Origin of the sequence: Chitinophaga eiseniae, from assembly GCF_900167135.1 — a bacterium.
Classification (GTDB): Bacteria; Bacteroidota; Bacteroidia; order Chitinophagales; family Chitinophagaceae; genus Chitinophaga; species Chitinophaga eiseniae.
Window position 1 is genome coordinate 494,029 of record NZ_FUWZ01000006.1, and the last position, 20,936, is coordinate 514,964.

General features: G+C 51.3%; 14 protein-coding genes and 1 tRNA gene. 9 read left to right on the forward strand and 6 right to left on the reverse strand.

Annotated features, from left to right (window positions below):
* Positions 1-40: 40 nt before the first annotated feature.
* Positions 41-1,999, reverse strand: a complete 1,959-nt coding sequence (locus B5D63_RS31025; RefSeq protein ID WP_078672760.1) for a sensor histidine kinase — start codon at positions 1,997-1,999, stop codon at positions 41-43.
* A gap of 31 nt (positions 2,000-2,030) precedes the next feature.
* The gene (locus tag B5D63_RS31030) at positions 2,031-2,663 is read right to left on the reverse strand and encodes a response regulator transcription factor (protein ID WP_078672761.1); all 633 of its coding nucleotides are present in this window, start codon (positions 2,661-2,663) and stop codon (positions 2,031-2,033) included.
* A gap of 560 nt (positions 2,664-3,223) precedes the next feature.
* On the opposite strand from B5D63_RS31030, the gene B5D63_RS31040 reads away from it, so the two are divergent.
* Complete coding sequence (locus tag B5D63_RS31040; RefSeq protein ID WP_078672763.1) at positions 3,224-3,934, forward strand: sensor histidine kinase; 711 nt, start codon at positions 3,224-3,226, stop codon at positions 3,932-3,934.
* Positions 3,935-4,072: 138 nt separating this feature from the next.
* Here the strand turns inward: B5D63_RS31040 and B5D63_RS31045 are convergent.
* Together B5D63_RS31045 and B5D63_RS31050 are read right to left on the reverse strand one after the other, a co-directional pair.
* Positions 4,073-4,145: transfer RNA gene (locus B5D63_RS31045), tRNA-Lys, on the reverse strand.
* Between the two features lie 91 nt (positions 4,146-4,236).
* Positions 4,237-4,950: a FadR/GntR family transcriptional regulator gene (locus B5D63_RS31050; protein ID WP_078672764.1), complete on the reverse strand. Its 714-nt coding sequence runs from the start codon at positions 4,948-4,950 to the stop codon at positions 4,237-4,239.
* A gap of 285 nt (positions 4,951-5,235) precedes the next feature.
* Between B5D63_RS31050 and B5D63_RS31055 the strand changes: the two genes are divergently transcribed.
* The 8 genes from B5D63_RS31055 to B5D63_RS35525 all read left to right on the forward strand — a co-directional run bounded on the left by B5D63_RS31055 (position 5,236) and on the right by B5D63_RS35525 (position 17,131).
* Positions 5,236-8,535 carry a SusC/RagA family TonB-linked outer membrane protein gene (locus B5D63_RS31055; RefSeq protein WP_078672765.1) on the forward strand — a complete coding sequence of 1,100 codons (3,300 nt, stop codon included), beginning with the start codon at positions 5,236-5,238 and terminating at the stop codon, positions 8,533-8,535.
* A 16-nt stretch (positions 8,536-8,551) separates the two neighbouring features.
* Positions 8,552-10,012 carry a RagB/SusD family nutrient uptake outer membrane protein gene (locus B5D63_RS31060; RefSeq protein ID WP_078672766.1) on the forward strand — a complete coding sequence of 487 codons (1,461 nt, stop codon included), beginning with the start codon at positions 8,552-8,554 and terminating at the stop codon, positions 10,010-10,012.
* 10 nt (positions 10,013-10,022) lie between these two features.
* Positions 10,023-11,192: a sialidase family protein gene (locus B5D63_RS31065; RefSeq protein WP_078672767.1), complete on the forward strand. Its 1,170-nt coding sequence runs from the start codon at positions 10,023-10,025 to the stop codon at positions 11,190-11,192.
* A 6-nt stretch (positions 11,193-11,198) separates the two neighbouring features.
* Complete coding sequence (locus B5D63_RS31070; RefSeq protein WP_078672768.1) at positions 11,199-12,356, forward strand: sialidase family protein; 1,158 nt, start codon at positions 11,199-11,201, stop codon at positions 12,354-12,356.
* A gap of 13 nt (positions 12,357-12,369) precedes the next feature.
* On the forward strand, positions 12,370-13,305 hold the full coding sequence (locus tag B5D63_RS31075) for a dihydrodipicolinate synthase family protein (RefSeq protein ID WP_235021672.1): 936 nt from the start codon (positions 12,370-12,372) through the stop codon (positions 13,303-13,305).
* An 11-nt stretch (positions 13,306-13,316) separates the two neighbouring features.
* Positions 13,317-14,225 (forward strand): alpha/beta hydrolase, encoded by a 909-nt coding sequence (locus B5D63_RS31080; RefSeq protein ID WP_078672769.1) that lies wholly within the window; start codon positions 13,317-13,319, stop codon positions 14,223-14,225.
* Positions 14,226-14,245: 20 nt separating this feature from the next.
* On the forward strand, positions 14,246-16,834 hold the full coding sequence (locus B5D63_RS31085; RefSeq protein WP_159456237.1) for a sodium:solute symporter family protein: 2,589 nt from the start codon (positions 14,246-14,248) through the stop codon (positions 16,832-16,834).
* Positions 16,835-16,966: 132 nt separating this feature from the next.
* Positions 16,967-17,131: a hypothetical protein gene (locus B5D63_RS35525; RefSeq protein WP_168803821.1), complete on the forward strand. Its 165-nt coding sequence runs from the start codon at positions 16,967-16,969 to the stop codon at positions 17,129-17,131.
* A gap of 69 nt (positions 17,132-17,200) precedes the next feature.
* On the opposite strand, the gene B5D63_RS31090 is transcribed toward B5D63_RS35525, so the two are convergent.
* Positions 17,201-19,201 carry a glutaminase family protein gene (locus B5D63_RS31090; protein ID WP_078672771.1) on the reverse strand — a complete coding sequence of 667 codons (2,001 nt, stop codon included), beginning with the start codon at positions 19,199-19,201 and terminating at the stop codon, positions 17,201-17,203.
* 375 nt (positions 19,202-19,576) lie between these two features.
* Entirely contained in the window at positions 19,577-20,890 is a 1,314-nt protein-coding gene (locus B5D63_RS31095; protein WP_235021673.1) for a hypothetical protein, read from the reverse strand.
* Positions 20,891-20,936: the final 46 nt, after the last annotated feature.

Here is a 20,936-nt window from a genome sequence, read left to right on the forward strand (position 1 = left end):
TTGAGGCAGGGGCCAAAGGGCTTCCCTTCCATGACGTCTTTCAGGATAATACCAACGGGATAGATACCATTATCTCAGTACCTTCAGCATTTGAATTCATGTTCGTTTCACCGTTCAGATATTGTACCCTGCGGCGAATCGAATCCAGGCCTATAGTTGATTTGTCGTTGCCGGATTTCTTTCCACCTAATCCGATCCCGTCATCTCCGATCGTTAATATCAGGTTATCCTCTTCTTCATAAATCAGGATGTTCACATTTTTGGCCCTGGCATGCTTGATGATATTAGTGACAGCCTCCTGGATAATACGGAGTAATGCAATTCGCGTATCTGTATCGACATTAACCAATGACTTATCGTCGATATGAATGGTTTTATTGTAGCGGCCGTCGGGTAGCGCATCATCTGTCAGCAGCCTGACCTGCTTTTCAAAAGACAGCTCCTGCTGCCCGTCTGCGGCGTTGAACCATTCATGGCTTTTTCTTCTGGCTGCCTCATAAGCGTTAGTTGTCGCCAACTGCAATCTACTCAGTTTATTTTTCAGGGTAATATCTTCGGTATCCATTGACAACGTTTCCAGCTGATGCCTTATAGCTGCAATAGACGAAGAAAGGCCATCATGAAGGTCTTGCCCAAGCCGTCGCTGCTCTTCCCTCACTGCCTCGTGTTTGGCCTCTTCCATGGAGATGATCTGCATATTGGTAGCGTTATTTAACGCTTCAATCTGCGCTTTGGCTTTTCTGCTCCGGTAAAGCATGATTAAATAAATAGACAACACAATAAAGGCCGCAGCAGATGATATAACCACCAACCAAAGCGTTCGCTGTTTTTTAACGGCTTCTGAACGCTGAAGCTCAATCCTCGTGCTTTCGGCGTCAGTGTATGCATATAGCAAACTATCCATTTGTGTCATCAATATTGTCTTTGCCTTTCGCTCATTTGCCAAAGATTGGGTTAGCCATGTATAGCCTCCACGATAGTCTCCTTGTGCAACCTGAAGTCTTGCTTTGTATTCATCCACTATCGGCTGTTGATTTTTTAAAAAAACGGGAAGCGATTCAAGTTTACTGATATAAAAGTGGACGCTATCATTTTTTTTCAAGGCCAGGAAGTGATCTATTTTTAGTTCATACAGGGTTCTTTCTATATAGGAAGTCGTCTGGTCTTCATATGTACTTTTTAGTGCTTGTATGCTATCCAGCAGCGCCCCTGCTTTGGCGTGCCTACCTTCAATGGCGGCAATATCATACTGCCTCATCAGTATGAAATAGTCGTTATAAAACATGAATGTTCTGTTAACAGGGTATTTGCGCTTTAGTTCAGTGCTAATTTGGTCGGCCACCTGTATTGTTTGATAAGCAGCTGCCGTATCATGAATATTTAAATAGGAATTGATGGCTCCCATTAAAATGTCTATGGCATGCATCCCGTTAACATTATCCGTTTTTTTATCCCGCAGCAGCTCAGGCAGTTGTTTTATATACGCTTCTTTACGCTTATAAATAGAGATAACTTTATCATGTAATTCCTGTTCCAGCAAAATCTGCACTTTACTCTGATCCTCCAGCAAAGGACGTATTCTGCCATTTTTTTCCAATTCCCTGGATTGTTTTTCAGTATAATACATAGCAGCCCCGGTTTCTCCAAACATGAGTGCATTATTGGTTAATGCCAGATAGTAGTTTACACGGGGGCGTCCATAGTCCTTTTTGCTCCAGGCAATCTCCCTATATAAGCTGAGCATGTTTACCAGTTCCCGGGTTTTGAATTCTATTCCTTCATCAAGAAAGTGGTCCGTTAACGAGTAAGCCTGATCCAGATAGTCCGTGTCTGAAATGTTACCGGCATAGTAGGCCTTGTTCAGTTTTTCAAAATCCTGTCTGGCACTGGTGACCGACTGCCCGGCAGCAAATTGGCCCAGACTTATCAGGAGTAGCAAAAATACGATGAGGAAGTAGATTTTTTTTTGTGACTGATAGAGATTGGCTGTCGTCATCATAAGGTTACATAAATGTTTTGCCGGAGGCTGTTTAGATCAGTTCGTGTTTGCGTGCATATGACAACAATGCCGTAATGGAATTAACATTTACTTTTGCCATCATATTTCGCCTATGTGCTACAATGGTATGTTTACTAAGGTATGTTCGCTCTGCCGTTTGAGCAATGGATAATCCACTTGCAAAATATTGCAAAATCTCCATTTCCCTCGCTGAGAATGGCATCACGCTTTTTAAATTTGAATTCGTGTTAATTTCAGCTACTTCGGGACTGATATATTGTTCACCTCGGCCTATTATAGTCAGGCATTCAAGAACCGCATCAAATCCTGATGATTTACTGATAAGCCCGTTGGGACTATAGCTCAGAATATTAGTGATGGCTGTTGGACTGGCTACAGAACTTACTATAATAACAGTAATACGTTTATTTAATCGTCTGGCTACATTGATAAGGGGGAGCGCATTTTGATTCTTCAAATAATAATCGAGGAATAGATAAACAGGAACCCCGGAATGTTTCATCAGGAATTGAGTTAATTCCTGCTCCTCACAAAGCGTATGTACTGAACGAAAAATTTCCAGCCGTTCAATCAACGCCGAAAAAGAGTCTGCAAACAAAAGGTGATCATCAAATACGATTGCTATCGCCTCCTTTTTTTTCATAAAAATCTTCTATAAAGATCCGAATATAGCAAAAAAATGGGATTCGATACGGGGAGGATGAACGCAGGTATATATCAATATACTTACTACTGCTATATATAAAACTATCTATTTCAGTGGTAGATAATAACATTTTTTTGCTATTTTTTCTAAATTCCATAGCATGTTATTGTCTTAAGGTATGGTCTTATACCTTGTTTTAGAAAGAAGTGGATTAAGTTTGTAATCCTCAACACCCCTGTCATGGCAAGCAATTAGCTGCATACATAAAGTCATAAAATTTAATTTTCAGAATGCGATTAGTAATTAAAAATGCCGAAACTGTTTGTATTACCCCTGCTTCACAACCAAGCCGACTAAATATAGACATTGCGGGAATAGAGCCTGAAGACTTCCTGCTCCAGATAAATATAGATCAGGTCATAAGCTACTATGGCATAACAGAATTACTCGACACTATTGGTGAGCAGGAAATCAGGGTTCATCTTCTACATTCAGAAGGGCATCACCCAATAGACGTAAAAATATAAGATTAAAACAATTGTTTACATTATCCCATCATGATGAGAAAAAAGAAAGATACTTCAGATAGCTTCAGTAAAATGCTGATTTCAGTATTAGTACATGACCTCAGGCAACCATTTGCTACAATTCTCACGGCTGCGGACATGATCAAATATGCAGATCACCCTTTATCCGAAGAAGAATTGTATATGATCTTTGATCATATGCGTCATACAGCATCCAAAAGTATTAAGTTGCTCGACGGGCTGGTTTTTTGGATGAAATCCCAAAACAACGGTTATACCTGTCAATTACAATCATTACCCTTACGTGATCTGATCTACAACGCTAATGGGCTGTATATTCATGATCAGGCGAGTAAATCTATTATTATTTCCAATACTATCCCAGAGCATCAACTTGTTTATGCAAATAAAGAAATGCTGCAGTTTATTAACAGAAATATTTTAAGTAATGCCACCAAATACTCCCCGCCAGGAGGAATCATAAAAATATCATGCAGTGTTGAAGACAGTCAGATCACAGTTGCCTTTGCGGATCAGGGGATGGGGATTAGGGAAGAACAGCTTGAAAGGCTATTTAGTGTACAGGATACCAGAGTATTAGACAGCCATTATCTTCAGGGCGCCGGAATAGCTTTAAATATCTGCCAGGATATGATCTGGCAAATGGGAGGAAAATTATGGGCGGAATCTGTATATGGTCATGGAGCCACTTTTTTCTATTCGTTACCGCTTCCGGCATAGTTACGTATTTACTTACGATCCAAACCCAGTATCCGACTTATTCGATGAAACAATTAGATACAGGCAGACAAAAGAGACTGTCAAACGCTCAACTAAAAAACAAAACCTGCGACCAGCGCAGGTTTTAAAAGTTGTCTGTGATCCCGCTGGGACTCGAACCCAGGGCCCATACATTAAAAGTGTATTGCTCTACCAACTGAGCTACGGAATCATTCCCTTTTTCGAAGGGAGTGCAAAGATAGAAAATTATTTTTTCCAACCAAATATGTAAGCAGATATTTTACAAGTACTTACTAAAAATATTACGCCTCCTCTTCTTCTTCCTCCATCGCTTTCACTGCTTTCTCCGGAAACAACGTTCCCATATTCTCAAAACGCGTATTCAGGTGCAGCCGCATAGCGGTGCGAAAAGCGTCTGCCGTGCCGCATTTCAGGATTTCCAACAGCGACTCATGAGAGATGATCTGCTTCACTTTCCAGTCTTTGCGCCGGGGCGCATAAGTGGCAAAGAGCGTATTCAGAAGGTTCTGAAAAGCGTAGAGCGATTTGTTGCCCGACATTTTATACAAGGTACTATGAAAACGTATATCCAGTTTCGTTAGTTGCTCCGAATCCGCGGTCATGTTTTCTTCTTCTATGATGCGCTGCAGGTCATTGAGATACCGTTCCTCTTTATGCAGAAAAAGAAAATCGGCCATCCCTATTTCCAGCATCAGGCGCACTTCGTAGAGGTCCTTCAGGGAGTCTTTGTCGAGCGTACCGGAAGAGAGGATGGTCTTAAAGCCATAGAATATATTCGGGGAGGTGAGTACCGTGCCGCGCTTGCGTTTTGTTTCGATGAAGCCCAGGATACGCAGCCGGCTTAGTGCTTCGCGCAGTACCACACGGCTTACGCCCAGTATTTCTGCCAGTTCATTTTCTTTAGGCAGTGCATCTCCCAGCTGGTAGCCTTTCTCAGAGATATACTTGAGTATTTTCCTTTCGATCTGCTCCGCCAGGGTGAGTTCCTTTTGCATCGATTAAGTAGTATTTATTGTTTTTAATTGATCTTAAAAATAACCTTTTTGCTGATTCACAGACAATTTTCTACCAATAAAGGTATAAATTCGAATTAATATGTACTACAAATAAATTAATTTATATACTTTTAGAGCGAATTAAAGCCAATATACCGCTTGTTTTTCAGCTTTAAGTACTACATATTACAAGAGAATGCCAGAAATATCCTTTTTGCCTTCCCTGCTGCAGCATATGTATTACCTAAAAGAAAACAGCCAACCAACATCTAAATATTCACGGTTATGAAAAAACAACATCTACCACGCTTACACTGGCCGGGGAGCTGGTTACTGGTAGCCCTTACCTGGTTTTCTTTCTTACCGGTATCGGCAAGACAACAACCACCACAGGAATCTCCTGCCAGTAAAAATATACCCGTCACCGGTAGGGTCACCGACGCTGCCAACCGCCCCATGCCCGGCGTGACCGTCCTCCAGAAAGGCACGCAGAACGGCGTTATCACCGACGCAACAGGCAGCTACCGCCTGCAAGTTCCCGCCAATGCCACCCTCGTGTTCAGCATCATCGGCATGGACACCCGCGAAATGCCGGTCAACAACCGCTCTCAGCTATCAGTATCCCTGAGCGAGAAATCCACGTCACTTAACGAAGTCGTGGCCATCGGCTATGGTAAACAGTCCCGCGCCACACTCACCACCGCCATCTCCCGCGTCAACTCCAAAGAGTTTGAACACGCACCCGGACAAAACCCGCTGCTGCAAATGCAAGGCAAAGTACCAGGCCTTACCCTGCAGGTCAACAGCGGCCAGCCCGGCGCAGATCCGCAGATATTCCTCCGCGGCGGCACCACCACCTCACCGGAAAGAGACGCCCCCCTCCTCATTATAGACGGCATGGTATCCCAGGGTATGCGCAGCATCTCCGACATCAACACCGACGATATAGAATCTGTACAGGTACTCAAAGACGCCGCTTCCACCGCCATCTATGGCGCACGCGCAGCCAACGGCATCATCATCATCAAAACAAAATCCGGCAAAGCCGGTAAACCACGCGTCAGCTTCGGTTTTAACTATGGCCTGGAACAACAGGCACAGCAATACAAGTTCCTCAGTGCCCGCGATTACATCTACGTAAGCCGTAAGAACACCATGGACTACAATAAAACCAATCCGGACTTCTACCTTACCGGCGGCCGCTACGGCATGTCTACCGGTAATCCGCGTAACTCCAAAAATACCCTGGAATTCCTCGACACCTATATACAAAACTACGGTCAGGCCTATGTGGACCACCTCCTGCAGGAAGAAGGCTGGGAAACCATGCCAGACCCGGTCACCGGAAAACAACTCCTCTTTAAAGGCACCGACTACCAGGACATCACCTTCAACAACGGCAACAAAAAACAATACGACGTCAGCGTCAGCGGCGGCAGCGATAAAGGGACCTACTACCTCGGCCTCGGTCACACCAACCAGGACGGTATCATCGCCGGCACCTTCTATAAAAACTACAACGGCCTGTTTAACGGCACTTATAAACTGAGCGACAAATGGACACTCAACACCAACATGAGTTACCAGGTGCGTTATTCCAATTCACCCAATAACGACAACAACGTGTTGAGCCGCTCCGTCACGATGCCGCCCACCTACCGTCTCTATTATGAAGATGGCAAACCGGCGCCCGGCGAAGGCATCGCCTCCTTCCGCAGCCGCCTGCACGAAATCTATTACAAGGAACGTTACACCGATATCAAAGTATACCGCACCACCTTCCAGCTGGGCGCCGATTGGGACATCCTGCCGGGACTGCGCTTCTCCCCTTCCTTCGCCTACTTCACCACAGAAGGAAAAGAAAATAAATTCGAAGCGTTCAACGAAACAAACCCCAACAGGAACGCCTCCGCAGCACATAACCTCAACAGGCATACGCAGGCGGATGCGGTGCTCAACTACGATAAAACCATCAGCCACCACCATCACTTTAATGTCATGGCCGGCACCAGCTACATCAACGACTACGACTACAACATGAGCGGCAGCGGCTACGGCGCCCCGAATGACAACATTCCCACACTCAACGCCACCAAGGTGGAAACACAACGTACCTCCACTACCGAATCCACAGAAATACTGATGAGTTACTTCGGCAGGGTGAACTACGACTTCGACAACAAATACCTGTTCTCCGCCAGCCTCCGCAGCGACGGCTCCTCCCGCTTCTCCGACAATCACCGCTGGGCCGCCTTCCCCGGCGTATCCGCCGGATGGAACCTGCACCGCGAAAATTTCTGGGAACCGTTGCAATCGGTCGTTTCCCTCTTTAAAATCAGGGGCAGCTGGGGCCAGGCAGGCAACAACAGCCTCTCTATCTTCGACTCGCAAGGCCAGTACAGCACCTCGCTCAGCAGCAACCTGCTCAGCTATATGGGCAACACCGGCATCCTCAACACCGTTCTTCCCAACAACGACCTGGTATGGGAAACCACCACCTCCGTGGATGCCGGTCTGGATATCGGTTTGCTGAAAGACCGCATCACCATCCTGCTGGATTTCTACAATAAAATAACCGACAACCGGCTGTTCGACAAACCGCTGGACGCCACCACCGGCTTCAGCAAAATCCGCAGCAATTATGGCACCATCCGCAACCGCGGCATCGAGGTGGAACTAAACGCCACGCCCGTCAAATCAAAGAACTTCACCTGGAACACCGGCATCACCTTCGCCTTTAACCGTAGTACAGTGGTGTCCCTCCCCGGTAACGGCGAGGCTAAGAACCGGATCGGCGGTAACTACATCTTCGATCCAAACTCCGGCCAGTACGTAAAAGCAGGCGGCCTCGCAGAAGGTGAACGTTTCGGCGGCCGCTGGGCCTACCAGCTCGATGGCGTATACTCCACCGATAAAGACGCCGCCAGCGCGCCCTACGACGTGGAAGCCAACGGCCGTAAAAAATCCGGCGGCGATGCCATCTGGCACGACTTCGACAAGAATGACACCATCGACTACCGCGATATGTCGTTCATGGGTTACATCCGCCCGGATAAACAGGGCGCTATCGTTAACACGCTCACCTACAAAGGCATCAGCCTCCGCATCGTGGCAGACTATGCCCTCGGACATGTGATAGACAACGGTTTCAGAGGAAAAGCCAACGGCAGCTCCCGCAACAATAACCAGGCGCTCACCGACGTCATCAGCGACGATATCTGGAAACAACAGGGCGACCAGGCCAGCATCCCGAAATACACCGTGCAAAGCGATTATGATTACAACTTCAAAAACCATAACCGCGCGGCCAACGGGCTGGGCAACGACGGTACCGCCAGCAACAACTCCCTCTACTATAAAAAAGGCGATTACCTCGCACTCCGCGAAATATCTCTCAGCTACAGCATCCGCGCCGCCCTGCTGCAAAAAGCCAGCATCAGCAGCATAGACGTGTTCGGCGGTGTCTACAACATCTGCTACTTCACCAAATACGACGGACTGTCGCCCGAAGTGTTCACCGGCGTAGATCCGGGCCTCTACCCACGCCCCCGTCAATACAATCTCGGTGTAAAAGTCAATTTCTAACCGCAATACCACGATCATGAATAAACGTTTTATCATATACAGCTGCCTGATCGCTTTACTGCCTTCGTTTGCCTGCAACAAAGTGCTGGAGGTAAAAACCGTGTCAGACATCACCAATGCCAGCTACTGGAAATCTCCCGGCGACGTGACCGGCTACCTCACAGGCATCTATGCCCTGCTGCGTGGCACCGTCAACGGTAAAAACTACTTCAATACTACCTATTACATGGAGGACCGCAGCGATGCCTTTATCGCCGGACTCGAAGGCGGTATGTCCACCGCCTGGCAACAAAACCTTAACAGCGCCAATGCACCCAACTGGCTCAATTACTACAATATCATCTATCACTGCAACCTCCTGCTGAAAAACGCGCCGGGCATCAACTTCCCCAACAGCACCGACCGTGACCGCGCCATGGCGGAGACCTATTTTATCCGCGCCTATAGCTATTTCTGGCTGGTACGCTCCTGGGGAGACGTACCCCTCATGCTGGAGCCGGTGGCCAGCAGCAATCAGCAACAACCTGCCCGGGCTGCCGCCACAGAGATCATGTCCCAGATATTAAAAGACATCGATGCAGCTATCGCGCTCTTTCCCGAAGGCGCTTTTGTCAGCAAAAGCAGGGTCTCCAAACCAGCTGCCTTCACACTGAAAGCGGACGCCCTGCTATGGAAAACGAAAGTCCTCAAAGGCAGCGACGCTGACCTGCAGGAAGCCCTCACTGCGCTGCAGCAGGTAGAAAACACCCCGGGCCTCACCCTGCTGGATAACTTCGCCGCTGTATTCGCCACCAACAACCGGGCAAATGCAGAAATCATTTTTTCTGTTTATTTTAAGAAAGATGAAAGAAGCGATATGTACGGCAGCCAGCTGAAACCACGGGACATCTTTGTACAGGACGCTATCAATAAAGGAGACATCGCAGCGGCCAGGAACGGCGCCCGCAGCCAGTATATGCCCAGTCCGAAGTTCGAATCCATGTTCACCGACGCGGCTGATAAAAGGAAGAATGTCTCCTTCATCAAAGCCATCGGTCCCAACAATAAGCTGATTGGCGTATTTGACAATAAGTTCAGAGGCACTAAAGACACCGATTGGTTCTATGATGCGGATATCGTTATCTACCGCTTTGCGGAAATATTCCTGCTGAAAGCGGAAGCGCTGGCAGCACTGGGCCGTGTGCCCGACGCCGTTGCAGCGCTCAACCGGACCCGCCTCCGGGCCGGCATCGGAAACTATACCGGTCCTATGGACAAAACCAGCGTGGAGAAAGAGATACTGAACGAACGTTTCCGCGAACTGTGGCTGGAACAGAAACGATGGCCCGACCTGCTGCGTTTTCACTATGCAGGCACCATCAACGTATATACGGAAGTGCCTAATCTCAACGGAAAAAAAGTACCGTTGTATTTTCCCATCCCGAAAACACAGATCGATCTGAATCCAAACCTGAAACAAACTGCCGGCTACCAATAAACAGCACATCATGAAACGGACAACCTGTAAAACATTATTACTTTTCACCGCCGGTCTTTTCCTGCTCGCCTCCTGTAAAGGCGGCGGCAGTGAAAACCTCACGCCGGCGCCGCCGCCCGGTAATAACGGCGGTGGCAACAACGATACCATCCCGTTCATTTTCCGGGAAAAAACCGGCGGCTACAGCTGTTATCGTATACCCGCCATTGTTAAAACAAAAACCGGCGTTCTGCTGGCTTTTGCGGAAGCGCGCAAAAACAACTGCAAGGACGAAGGCGATATCGACCTGCTGGTCAAACGTTCTTCCGACGGCGGCAAAACATGGAGCGACCCTATCATGGTATGGAACGAAGGCGCCAACACCTGTGGCAATCCCGTGCCGGTGCTCGATGAACAGACAGGCCGCCTCCACCTGCTGATGACCTGGAACCTCGGCGAAGACAATATCGGCGCCATCAACGCCGGCACCAGTAAAGACACCCGCCGCGTATTCGTCACCAGCAGCGACGACGAAGGCCTCACCTGGGCAGCCGCCAAAGAAATCACAAAAGATGTCAAGAAACCGGGATGGGGCTGGTACGGTACCGGCCCCTGTCACGGGATACAGCTCAAACACGGCGTCCACGCAGGCAGGCTGGTCATCCCTGCCGATTATATGTCGGTTAAAACAGCGGATAGCCCTGCCCGTGACTCCGCCCACGTCATCTACTCCGACGATCACGGCCAAAACTGGAAGCTGGGCGGTATCGCCAATAAAGACCGCGGCGCCGAAAGCACTGTCGCTGAACTGTCTGACGGACAGCTCATGCTCAATATCCGTAACAGCGCCGGCGGCGCACGGCTTGTGGCCAACAGCACCGACGGCGGCGCCTCCTGGCTGCCCGTCAGGGCCGACTATACGCTGGTAGAACCCATCTGCCAGGGCAGCCTGCTCTCCTATAAACAATGGCTGTTCTTCTCCAATCCGGCCAGCACCGCCCGGGAAAACATGACCATCCGTCTCAGCACAGATGACGGCAACAACTGGAGCAAGGCCTGTAAAATATACAGCGGCCCTTCAGCTTACTCCGACATCGTGATGTTGTCTGACACGGAGATCGCCATCTTCTACGAAGCCGGCTATAAAAAACCCTACGAAGGAATTGCTTATAAAGTGGTGCCTGTCACCGATTTTAAATAGAGAGACATGAAGATTTCCGTTTATGCCTTCCTGTTATGGATGGTATTTTTTCCCCAGCTGCTGCTGGCACAGCGCGATAGCATGGCCCTGTTCAGCGCCGGCGCCGACGGTTACAGCAGCTACCGCATCCCCGTGCTGCTGACAGCTCCCAATGGCCAGCTGCTGGCTTTCTGCGAAGGCAGGAAAGCCAGCGCCTCCGACGCCGGTGACATCGACATCCTGCTGAAACGCTCCGCCGACGGCGGTAAAACATGGTCGGCCACACAGGTGGTATGGGATGACGGCCCGCATACCTGCGGTAATCCCTGCCCCGTAGTAGACGCCACCACCGGCGTTATCTGGCTCCTGCTCACCCGCAACGAAGGACAGGACAAAGAACATGATATCATCCATAAAAAAGCTACGCACACACGTACCGTATGGGTCTCCAAAAGTGAAGACAACGGCGCCACCTGGTCCAAACCGGCAGACATCACCGCCACTACCAAAGATCCGCAATGGGGATGGTACGCCACCGGCCCCGGTATCGGGATACAGCTCCAGCACGGCCCGCACAAAGGCCGGCTGCTGATTCCCTGCGACCACAGCTATGACGACAGCAGCGGCCGCGTGGCCAAAGGTCCCTACGAATACGGCTCCCACGTTATCTACAGCGACGACCACGGGCAGTCCTGGCAACGGGGCGGCAACATCCGCCCTAAAGTCAACGAGTGCCAGTTGACCGAACTGGCCGACGGTAAAGGCGGCCTGCTGATGAGCCTCCGCTCCTATTTCGGCCGTGGCCTGCGGACACAGTCCGTAAGTCAGGACGGCGGCGACAGCTGGAGCACACCCACAGACGTACCCACCCTCGCCGATCCCATTTGCCAGGCCAGCCTTGTCCGCTATCGCTGGCCCTCCCGCAAACGCAGCGGCATCCTGCTGTTCCTCAATCCGGACAGCGACAAACGGATGAATATGACGCTCAAGGCCAGCACCGACGACGGACGCAGCTGGCAGCCGTTGCGCGTATTGCACGCCGGCCCGGCAGCCTATTCCGCCCTGGCGGTACTGCCCAACGGCGACATTGGCTGCCTCTACGAGGCGGGCGAAAAAAGCGCCTACAGCCATATCGTCTTCCAGAAAATCAGTAAAAAAGTGATAAGCCATATCCATCAACAATAAGCACAACGAACACATGAACGACATGACAGCAACACGTATTCAGGGACTGGTGGCCGCACCATTCACGCCCATGCACGCCGACGGCAGTATCCATACAGAACGGATACACGAAATAGTGCAAACACTGATCAGCAACGGCATCAAAGGTATGTTTGTATGCGGCAGCACCGGTGAAGGCCCCTCCATGACCACCGCCGAAAGAATGGAAGCCGCCGCCACCTTTATCCGCGCGGCTGACAAAAAACTGAAGGTCTTTGTGCACGTAGGGCACAACAGCCTGCAGGAGGCGCAACAGCTGGCCGCCCATGCACAGGAACATGGCGCCGATTTTATCTCCGCCACGCTACCCACGTACTTTAAGATACAGACTATCCCCGGCCTGATCGACAGCCTGGCCACCATAGCGGCAGGTGCGCCCAGGCTGCCCCTGTTCTACTACAATATCCCGGCGCTGACAGGCATCTCGCTGGATATGGTCGCTTTCCTCGAACAAGCCGCCGGCAAACTGCCTACCCTTGCCGGCATCAAATACACCGCACCGTTCATGCACGACTTCCAGGCGTGTATGCATGCCAGTGAGGGACGCTACGAACTGCTCTATGGCACCGACGAGATGCTGTTGAGCGCCCTTGCCACAGGTTCCCACGGCTTTATCGGCAGCACCTATAATTTCGCCGCACCGTTGTACCTGGAGCTGATACAGGCGTTCAACGACGGACAACTGCAAAAGGCGCAGCAATGCCAGTTACGCTCCGTGGAAATGGTACGCATCATCGTCAAATACGGCGGGCTGCGCGCACAGAAAGCCATGATGCGTATGATAGGCCTCGACTGTGGCAATGTAAGATTACCATTACAACCTTTTGAAGAGAACGAGTATATTTCCATGGAAAAAGACCTGCGTGCCATCGGTTTCTTCGACTGGTGCACCCGGGTAGCTAAACCATAAAATCCACGTTCATGAAAAAACTTCTCTTCATCAGCATGCTGACCGCCGGCGTCTATGCCGCACATGCCCAACAGGGCAAACCGCTTCTGTTATATCCCGAGGGGGTGCCTAACTCAAAAACAGCGCCCACCGGTTATAAGGAAGACATCGATAGCAACCGGGCCCGGATGGTGACACAGCCGGAGCTGATCCCCTTTCCGGCGCCCGCCGGAAAGGCTACCGGCGCAGCGGTCGTGATCTGCCCGGGCGGTGGTTATGGCAGCGTGGTGATAGGCCGCGAAGGGTATACTATCGCACGGCGGTTTCAGGCTGCAGGCGTTTCCGCTTTTATCGTTAAATACCGGCTGCCGGACGACCGTATCATGCCGGACAAATCAAAAGGACCGCTGCAGGATGCACAACGTGCCTTGCAACTTGTACGGCAACATGCGGCGGAATGGGGACTGCAACCCGGTAAAACCGGTATCATCGGCTTTTCCGCTGGTGGACACCTCGCATCTACCGTAGGGACCCATTTTGCGCAGCCGGTCATCAACAATGCCGCACAACTCAATCTCCGCCCGGATTTCATGATACTCGTCTACCCGGTGATCAGCTTTACTTCGTACATGCATACCGGTTCACGGAAAGCGCTGATCGGTGAAAACCCTGACAGCGCCCACATTAAACTATACAGCAACGAACTTCAGGTGACCGCACAGACGCCGCCCACTTTCCTGCTGCACGCCCAGGACGACAAAGTGGTGCCGGTCCAAAACAGCCTGCTGTTCTACAACGCGCTGGTGAATGCCGGCGTAAAAGCAGAAATGCACCTGTACCAGAATGGCGGTCATGGTTTTGGACTGTACAACAAAACCACGCAGGACGACTGGTTTGAGCGATGCCTTCACTGGATGCAGGCCAATGGCTGGATACAATGATCCGGCGTAAAACACACGTGATGAAAAAACTGATTCTTCCTTTATTACTGATATTCGGTATGTCTTTCCAAACGACGGTCAGTCGCGGCCAGGAGCCGCCGACCGGCTATTTTTCCTGGGGACAGCTCCCCACCCTGCCAGACGCCTTTGGATTTGCCGGCGTTTTCGCCGGCGTGTCCAACAATGCGCTGCTCGTAGCCGGCGGCGCTAATTTCCCCGATGGCGGCGCCCCCTGGAATGGTGGCGTAAAACAATGGCATGATCAGATATGGGCGCTGGAAAAAACCGATGGACGGTGGAAACCCGCCGGCAAGCTACCTATGCCGCTGGGTTACGGCGTCTCCGCTTCCTGGCGAGATGCACTGGTATGCGTAGGTGGCAGCAACAGGGACGGCCACACGACCAAAGCTTTCCTCCTGCGCTATGCCAACGGTCAGGTACAAACGGAGCCATTGCCCGATCTGCCTGCCGCCAGTGCCAATGCCTGTGGAGCCCTCGATGGCGACATTCTTTATATTGCCGGCGGTACCGAAGCCCCGGCTGACACTACCGCCAACAGGTACTTCTGGTCGATAGACCTTTCCCGGCCTGCCGCCAGCCGGCAGTGGCAAACGCTGCCTCCATGGCCCGGACCGGCACGCATGCTGGCAGTAGCAGGCATACAACAGCATCATTTTTACCTGTTCAGCGGCGTACATACGTCTACGTTACCCGGCGACGCTACCATCCACCGCACCTTCCTTACGGACGCTTTTTGCTATGAACCGGGCAAAGGATGGCGTAATATAGCGCCCATGCCGCACCCCGCCGCGGCGGCCCCTACACCCGCCTTCAGCGCCGGACAGTCGCAGCTGCTGCTTTTCGGTGGCGACGATGGTAAATACTTTGAGCAGAGCGGCGCATTGAAAGAAAAACATCCGGGTTTCTCCGATGACATACTGGGCTACAACACCATCACCGACAGCTGGGCGGTTACCGGCCGGATGCCGGTCCAGAAAGCCGGTGACAGTGTGACTAACCCTAACGGCAGTACGTGGGCGCCGGTCACCACACCGACGGTGATGTGGCAGGGACAGCTGATCATCCCCAGCGGGGAAGTAAGGCCGGCTACCAGGACGCCGCGGGTACTAACGGCCACGCCTACACAACCACCCAGTGGCTTCCGGTTGACCGACTGGCTCGTGGTGGGATTGTATTTCCTGCTGGTAGTGGGCATCAGCGTGGCCGTATCACGTAACATGCAAAACACCACCAGCGATTTTTTCCTGGGCGGCGGAAAGATTCCCTGGTGGGCAGCCGGCCTGAGTATCTTCGGCTCCAAACTCAGTGCGCTAACCTTTATCGCCATCCCGGCCAAAGCCTTCGCCACCGACTGGGTTTATTTCCTCAACAACATGATGATCGTAGTGGTGGCGCCGCTCATCGTCTATTTTTATCTGCCGTATTTCCGTAAGCTGAAACTGACCAGCGTATACGAATACCTGGCGATCCGCTTCAGTCCCGGTGTGAAACTGCTGGGCAGCTTTACTTTTCTGGTGTTCCAGGTCAGCCGGCTGGGCATTGTGATATACCTGCCGGCGCTGGTACTGAGCGCCGTTACCGGTGTAAACATCATCATTTGTATCGCGGCTACCAGCGCCATCACTACGGCGTATAGCGCCTCCGGCGGTATTGAAGCGGTTATCTGGACGGAAGTAATGCAGGTAGGCGTATTGCTGGGCGGCGCGTTACTCAGCCTGGTATTTATCTCCAAATCGTTGGACGGTGGCTTTGGCCAGATGTTTACCGAAGCGGCTGCGCATGGCAAATTCCGGCTGGCGATATTACAGTGGGACATTACACAGCCTGTGCTGTGGGTGGTTTTTGTAGGCGGGTTCCTGACGCAGCTCGTCACCTATTCCTCCGACCAGGTGGTGGTGCAACGTTACCTGACCACCTCCACGGAAAAGGAAGCCCGGCAATCTATCTACACCAACGCGCTGCTGGTAATACCAGCATCGCTGATCTTTTTCCTGGTAGGGACAGCATTGTGGGCCTACTTCCGGCACCATCCGGCTAATCTGAATCCGCATGGCAATACCGATGACGTGTTTCCCTGGTATATTTCCCAGCAGCTGCCGGCGGGACTTGCCGGGCTGGTGATAGCAGGCCTTTTTGCGGCTACCATGTCTACCATCAGCTCCAGCATGAACGCCATTGCCACGGTGATCACTACCGACTTTTACCCGCTGTTCAGGCCTGCGGCCGATGACCGCCAGCGGTTTGTATTCGCCCGCAGGACAACGGTGATGCTCGGCGCACTCGGGTGTGGCATTGCGCTCTACCTGGTGTCGCTGCATAACACCTCCATCTGGGACCAGTACCTGAAAATCATCGGCCTGTTTGGCGGTTGCCTGGCGGGGATGTTCCTGGCAGGAATATTCTTCCCGAAAGTGAATGCACGGGGTATCATGATCGGTTTTGCCATCAGCGCCATCAGCCTGTATTTTGTGCAGCGATATACCAACATCAACTTTTTCCTGTACCCGGCCGTAGCGGTAGTGATCTGCGTGGTGACCGGTTATCTCGCTTCTTTGGGCGGCAACCGGGACGCGTCTCAAACAGCGTAAACCGGGAAGTGTAGACAGCGCACTGTGCATGAATCGCATCAGTTTAAATGGCATCAACCTTTATAAATAATTCATTTTCAGTTCATTTAATTTCGGCATGTTTTTCCCGGCTATTTTTGAAAACCCGTTTTTATGAAACGCAATCGTCAAAACAAAACGGCTAAGATGAACCGGGGCCGTCCTCACAATGAACAGGATGAAAGGATGAATCATCCAACATCCGAACAGAACATGCAGAACCGGGAACACCCCATCGACACATCAAAAAAACATGGTGAACACCGTAAAGGAAAATAGGCCCAGTGTTCATAATAAAAGTGGCCCGGAAAAATTCCGGGCCACTTTTTTATTTTATGGAGCGATACATTATTTACCACTATGTAATTTCCGTTCCAGCATCTTCATATAATATCCTCCCACCACACTTCTCGCCTGGAACCCTACTTTTTTACCGTCCAGGGTTTCGTGCCAGTCGCTAAGCGGAACCCGTGTAGGCGTTTCGGTGATGTACCTATACAAAGGCTGCACAAAAGGTGTGATGTCATCTCCCAACACTGCTGTCCACATGATCCAGTCGGATTTCGTATAGGTCTTCCGGCTGTCGAGCGGCAAACCGAAAAGTTGCTGTTTTCCAAGGTAATAATCTATTTCTTTTTTATAAACAGCCTCTGGAAACAAATGATAATCAAGCACTTTATCCCATACCATATTATACTTCTGACTCCAGGTGCCCGGCTTTCCGAACGCCAGCGTATAGTGGTCCCCGTCAGCGGCCAGCTCCAGCCATCGTTTAGCCATATCGCGGGCCTGATCATCATAACGTGTAGCCGTTACCGTTTCTCCCAGCATGCCGGCGAGCATCGCATAGGACTTAATGCCCATAATCGCTTTCAGCGAGAGATTGGCATTGCGAGCGAGGTGACCGGCAAAATCATCGGTACATAGCTGGTTGGCCGGGTCAAACCCTGCCTTCAGCAGATAGTCTGCCCAGACAGTCAGCGTTTTCCAGTGCGCTTTGGCGTAGTCGGCATTACCCTCTGCTACTGCTATTGCGCCGGCAAGGATCAGCATATTGCCGGATTCTTCCACGGGCATGTCTTCTCCATACACCTGACCGTTGGCCAACGGATAAGTGCCCAGGTCGTGTGCTGCGAACGGTTTGGTATAACGGCCGCTTTCTGAATATTCAAAGATGCCGGTCATCATGCCTTTCAGCAGGTCTGGGTTATACAGGAGGAAAAGAGGAGCCGATGGGTAAGTGACGTCAACAGTATTGATACAACCATTACTGAAATTTTCCTTGGAGAGGAACAGCAGCTCGCCTTTAGGGCCTCTCACCAACTTATGCGCGGCCACACTCTGGCGGTAGGCCAGCTCACACAAGGCGGCATATTGTTCCCCGCCGGCAGCCACAGCGTCATGATGCAGCTCCCTGTCAAACGTTTCACATTGCTGCTGTACAGCCGCGTAGTCTTTCCAGGCGGTATTGAGCGCATTTTCTATGGTGGCGGCAGGACTGTCTTTCCACCATGCCTTCAGATTGGTGTGGAAATATTGAATGGCGTAACCATCGTCATACCCAAGCAGAAATACCTGTTCCTTCGGTGCAGCGCCTACCATGCCCAACGACACGCTGGTACTCAGCATCTGTTGCCGGTCGCCTTTGGCCGGGGAAACTCTTTTGCCGGCAAACCGCTGCTCCGCGTCTGCCGGTGAACTGACATATTGGGCAGCTTTCGCCGACTGCGGCACGCCCACGTACAGGTAGCCCCAGTCAATACGCAGGTCGTCACCTTTTTTCTGTAATACCGGTTGCTGTACCGTTCCGGCTTTCAGCAGTGACAGCTGGCCGTTGGCATACTGCTGCGTAGTGACCGGCTGCGACGGCCTATTGACCGCCAGGTCGGTTGAAGCGCCGAAATACACCTCCACAGCATGCTTCCGGCTATCGGTAGCATGTGCGCAGTAAGAAATGTAAGACACCGGCCTGGACATCAGCATCAGGTCACGCATCAGCAAGGGCGATGTAAAAGTCAGCGTAAGCGCTACCTGGCCACACCGGAACTGGTAAACCGTCTGCGTGGCGTGAACGGCCACATCCGTCTGTTGCGCCGCCACAATGCCGGTCTCAGGACCGGCCGGGGCACCCAGTACCCGGTAAGTCACACCATCGACTTTCACCAGGCCGGACAAAGCCTGCCGCGCACCGGTCCAATGGACCGTAGCAGCCTGATAAAGCGTGTCCGTAGCGGACCATACACTGAGATACGGATCATGGGTGATCAGCGGATAAGCAGGCGCTTTCTGCTGGGCTTGGACATGGTATCCGGTGATACCTAAACATAACAGGACCAGGATTTTCTTCATAACGGGAATATTAAGCGTATTTTTTACAGTTATGAAAAATAATAAGGTTTTTCAGGAAAGGGCCGGAAATGTGACCAACGGTAACTGTGATGACCATGATGATGACTGATGAACCTGATTTGGGAAGACCACCCTACCTTTTTACCAGGACGGATCTGCCCTGATTGACGAAGGCCAACGCGAAGATGAGGAGGCCGGGTGGACATTAAACTGCATTGCAGATGCTGCTGATGGTCCAGGGAAACAAAAAACGCAGACCCTGCAAACGCCTTGGAGGCCCTGAGAAGCCTTTTTAGTACGTTATTCAGATCTGCGCGTATCTTGAGTCAGATTATTTCGGAGCGCAAAAATAAAACAATTAAAATAAATTTTCAACTAAAACCAGATAAACCATTGTGGTTGCCAACGTATCAGGCTGGCGATGACCCATATAATGGCGGCCATGCCCAGGCTGCCCAGTGCCTTACGGTTTTTCCAGGAGTAACCCAGCAGTACCGGCACTTCCCAGTATTTGGCGATTACATATAACAGCAGTCCGCCAAGACCGGTCCAGTTGAGCATCAGGATGCTCCGCTGTCCCCCCGCCAAAACACAGGCACACAACCAGGCCACGGTGAGCACCTGGAGCCAGATATAGTTGGGCGTACCGCAACGGGTCACCTCTTCAACAGACATAGGCAACAACAGACAGGCCAGCAGTACAGACACAGCCACCAACACCTGCGGCGGCACGGGCGGCCAAAACACCAGCGCGATCCATAACACCAGCGTGGCAGCGGTATACACGCCCAACAGCCTGTCCGCCCGCCGGGAGTCCACCGGGAAAGGCAGTATCATCTTTTTTAATACCTTATGCAGATAAATCACCGGCGGCAACGTAAATAAGGCCACCATGCCCGGAACGATCACTTCATAGGCATACCAGTCCTCCGGAGCACGGAACATCAGCGATACCAGCGCCAGCGTGGCGCCCAGTGCGGGCAGTCCCACCGCTATGATCGCTTCTTTTGTTGTGCCGCGCCTTTCCAGATGGTCCACCACATGCTCCAAATACCGCCTGATCAGGTCCTGCCGTGTAGCCACCGCCGTTAGCTGTGCCCACAAGGTAAAGACGGACACCTGCAGCACAATAGTCCGCAGCGTCTGGTCACCGATCAGCACCCCCCACCAGATACCGGCCACGCTGAGCGCCAGCAGCTCCCAGGTAAGCATTCGCGGTGAAAAAAGACGGTAGAACAGCCGGTGCAGTTTGGAATATAGCCAACTGAAAATCCGGCTCCAGTAACGGCTCAACAGATGGACCAGCGAATACGCGGCAATAAGACCAGCCAGCCCTATCAGCATCCGGGACGCGGTGAATACCCCGCGCAAGGCCTGCAAGCGGGATGGTTTCGTGACGTTGTATACCAGCTCCGTATTGGCCAGCAGCTCCTTTGCCAGTATAGTGGCCTGTTCAGGGGTGACCTCCTTCAGTTCCTGCGTATGTTGCCGCCAGAAACTGTCGGCCACCGGCTGCCCTGCGTACGACTGCAACGTACCATATTGATAAAGTAATTTCTTTTGGGAAACAGAAAGCACCGACAAGGTGCGGGCGAGGTCATTATCGGTTGTCTGGGCGTATGCAGAACAGGTTAACATAACAATGATGACCATGATGACTGCTGATCGAAGCCTACAGCTAATACTCATACATTTCATTTTCTTACAGATACATCCTGCAATATAAACAAACAAG

Excerpts from the sequence above, each read along its gene's own strand:
- B5D63_RS31025 (WP_078672760.1), bottom strand. The coding sequence starts at position 1,999 with ATGATGACGACAGCCAATCTCTATCAGTCACAAAAAAAAATCTACTTC.
- B5D63_RS31030 (WP_078672761.1), bottom strand. The coding sequence starts at position 2,663 with ATGAAAAAAAAGGAGGCGATAGCAATCGTATTTGATGATCACCTTTTG.
- B5D63_RS31040 (WP_078672763.1), top strand. The coding sequence starts at position 3,224 with ATGATGAGAAAAAAGAAAGATACTTCAGATAGCTTCAGTAAAATGCTG.
- B5D63_RS31050 (WP_078672764.1), bottom strand. The coding sequence starts at position 4,950 with ATGCAAAAGGAACTCACCCTGGCGGAGCAGATCGAAAGGAAAATACTC.
- B5D63_RS31055 (WP_078672765.1), top strand. The coding sequence starts at position 5,236 with ATGAAAAAACAACATCTACCACGCTTACACTGGCCGGGGAGCTGGTTA.
- B5D63_RS31060 (WP_078672766.1), top strand. The coding sequence starts at position 8,552 with ATGAATAAACGTTTTATCATATACAGCTGCCTGATCGCTTTACTGCCT.
- B5D63_RS31065 (WP_078672767.1), top strand. The coding sequence starts at position 10,023 with ATGAAACGGACAACCTGTAAAACATTATTACTTTTCACCGCCGGTCTT.
- B5D63_RS31070 (WP_078672768.1), top strand. The coding sequence starts at position 11,199 with ATGAAGATTTCCGTTTATGCCTTCCTGTTATGGATGGTATTTTTTCCC.
- B5D63_RS31075 (WP_235021672.1), top strand. The coding sequence starts at position 12,370 with ATGAACGACATGACAGCAACACGTATTCAGGGACTGGTGGCCGCACCA.
- B5D63_RS31080 (WP_078672769.1), top strand. The coding sequence starts at position 13,317 with ATGAAAAAACTTCTCTTCATCAGCATGCTGACCGCCGGCGTCTATGCC.
- B5D63_RS31085 (WP_159456237.1), top strand. The coding sequence starts at position 14,246 with ATGAAAAAACTGATTCTTCCTTTATTACTGATATTCGGTATGTCTTTC.
- B5D63_RS35525 (WP_168803821.1), top strand. The coding sequence starts at position 16,967 with ATGAAACGCAATCGTCAAAACAAAACGGCTAAGATGAACCGGGGCCGT.
- B5D63_RS31090 (WP_078672771.1), bottom strand. The coding sequence starts at position 19,201 with ATGAAGAAAATCCTGGTCCTGTTATGTTTAGGTATCACCGGATACCAT.
- B5D63_RS31095 (WP_235021673.1), bottom strand. The coding sequence starts at position 20,890 with ATGAGTATTAGCTGTAGGCTTCGATCAGCAGTCATCATGGTCATCATT.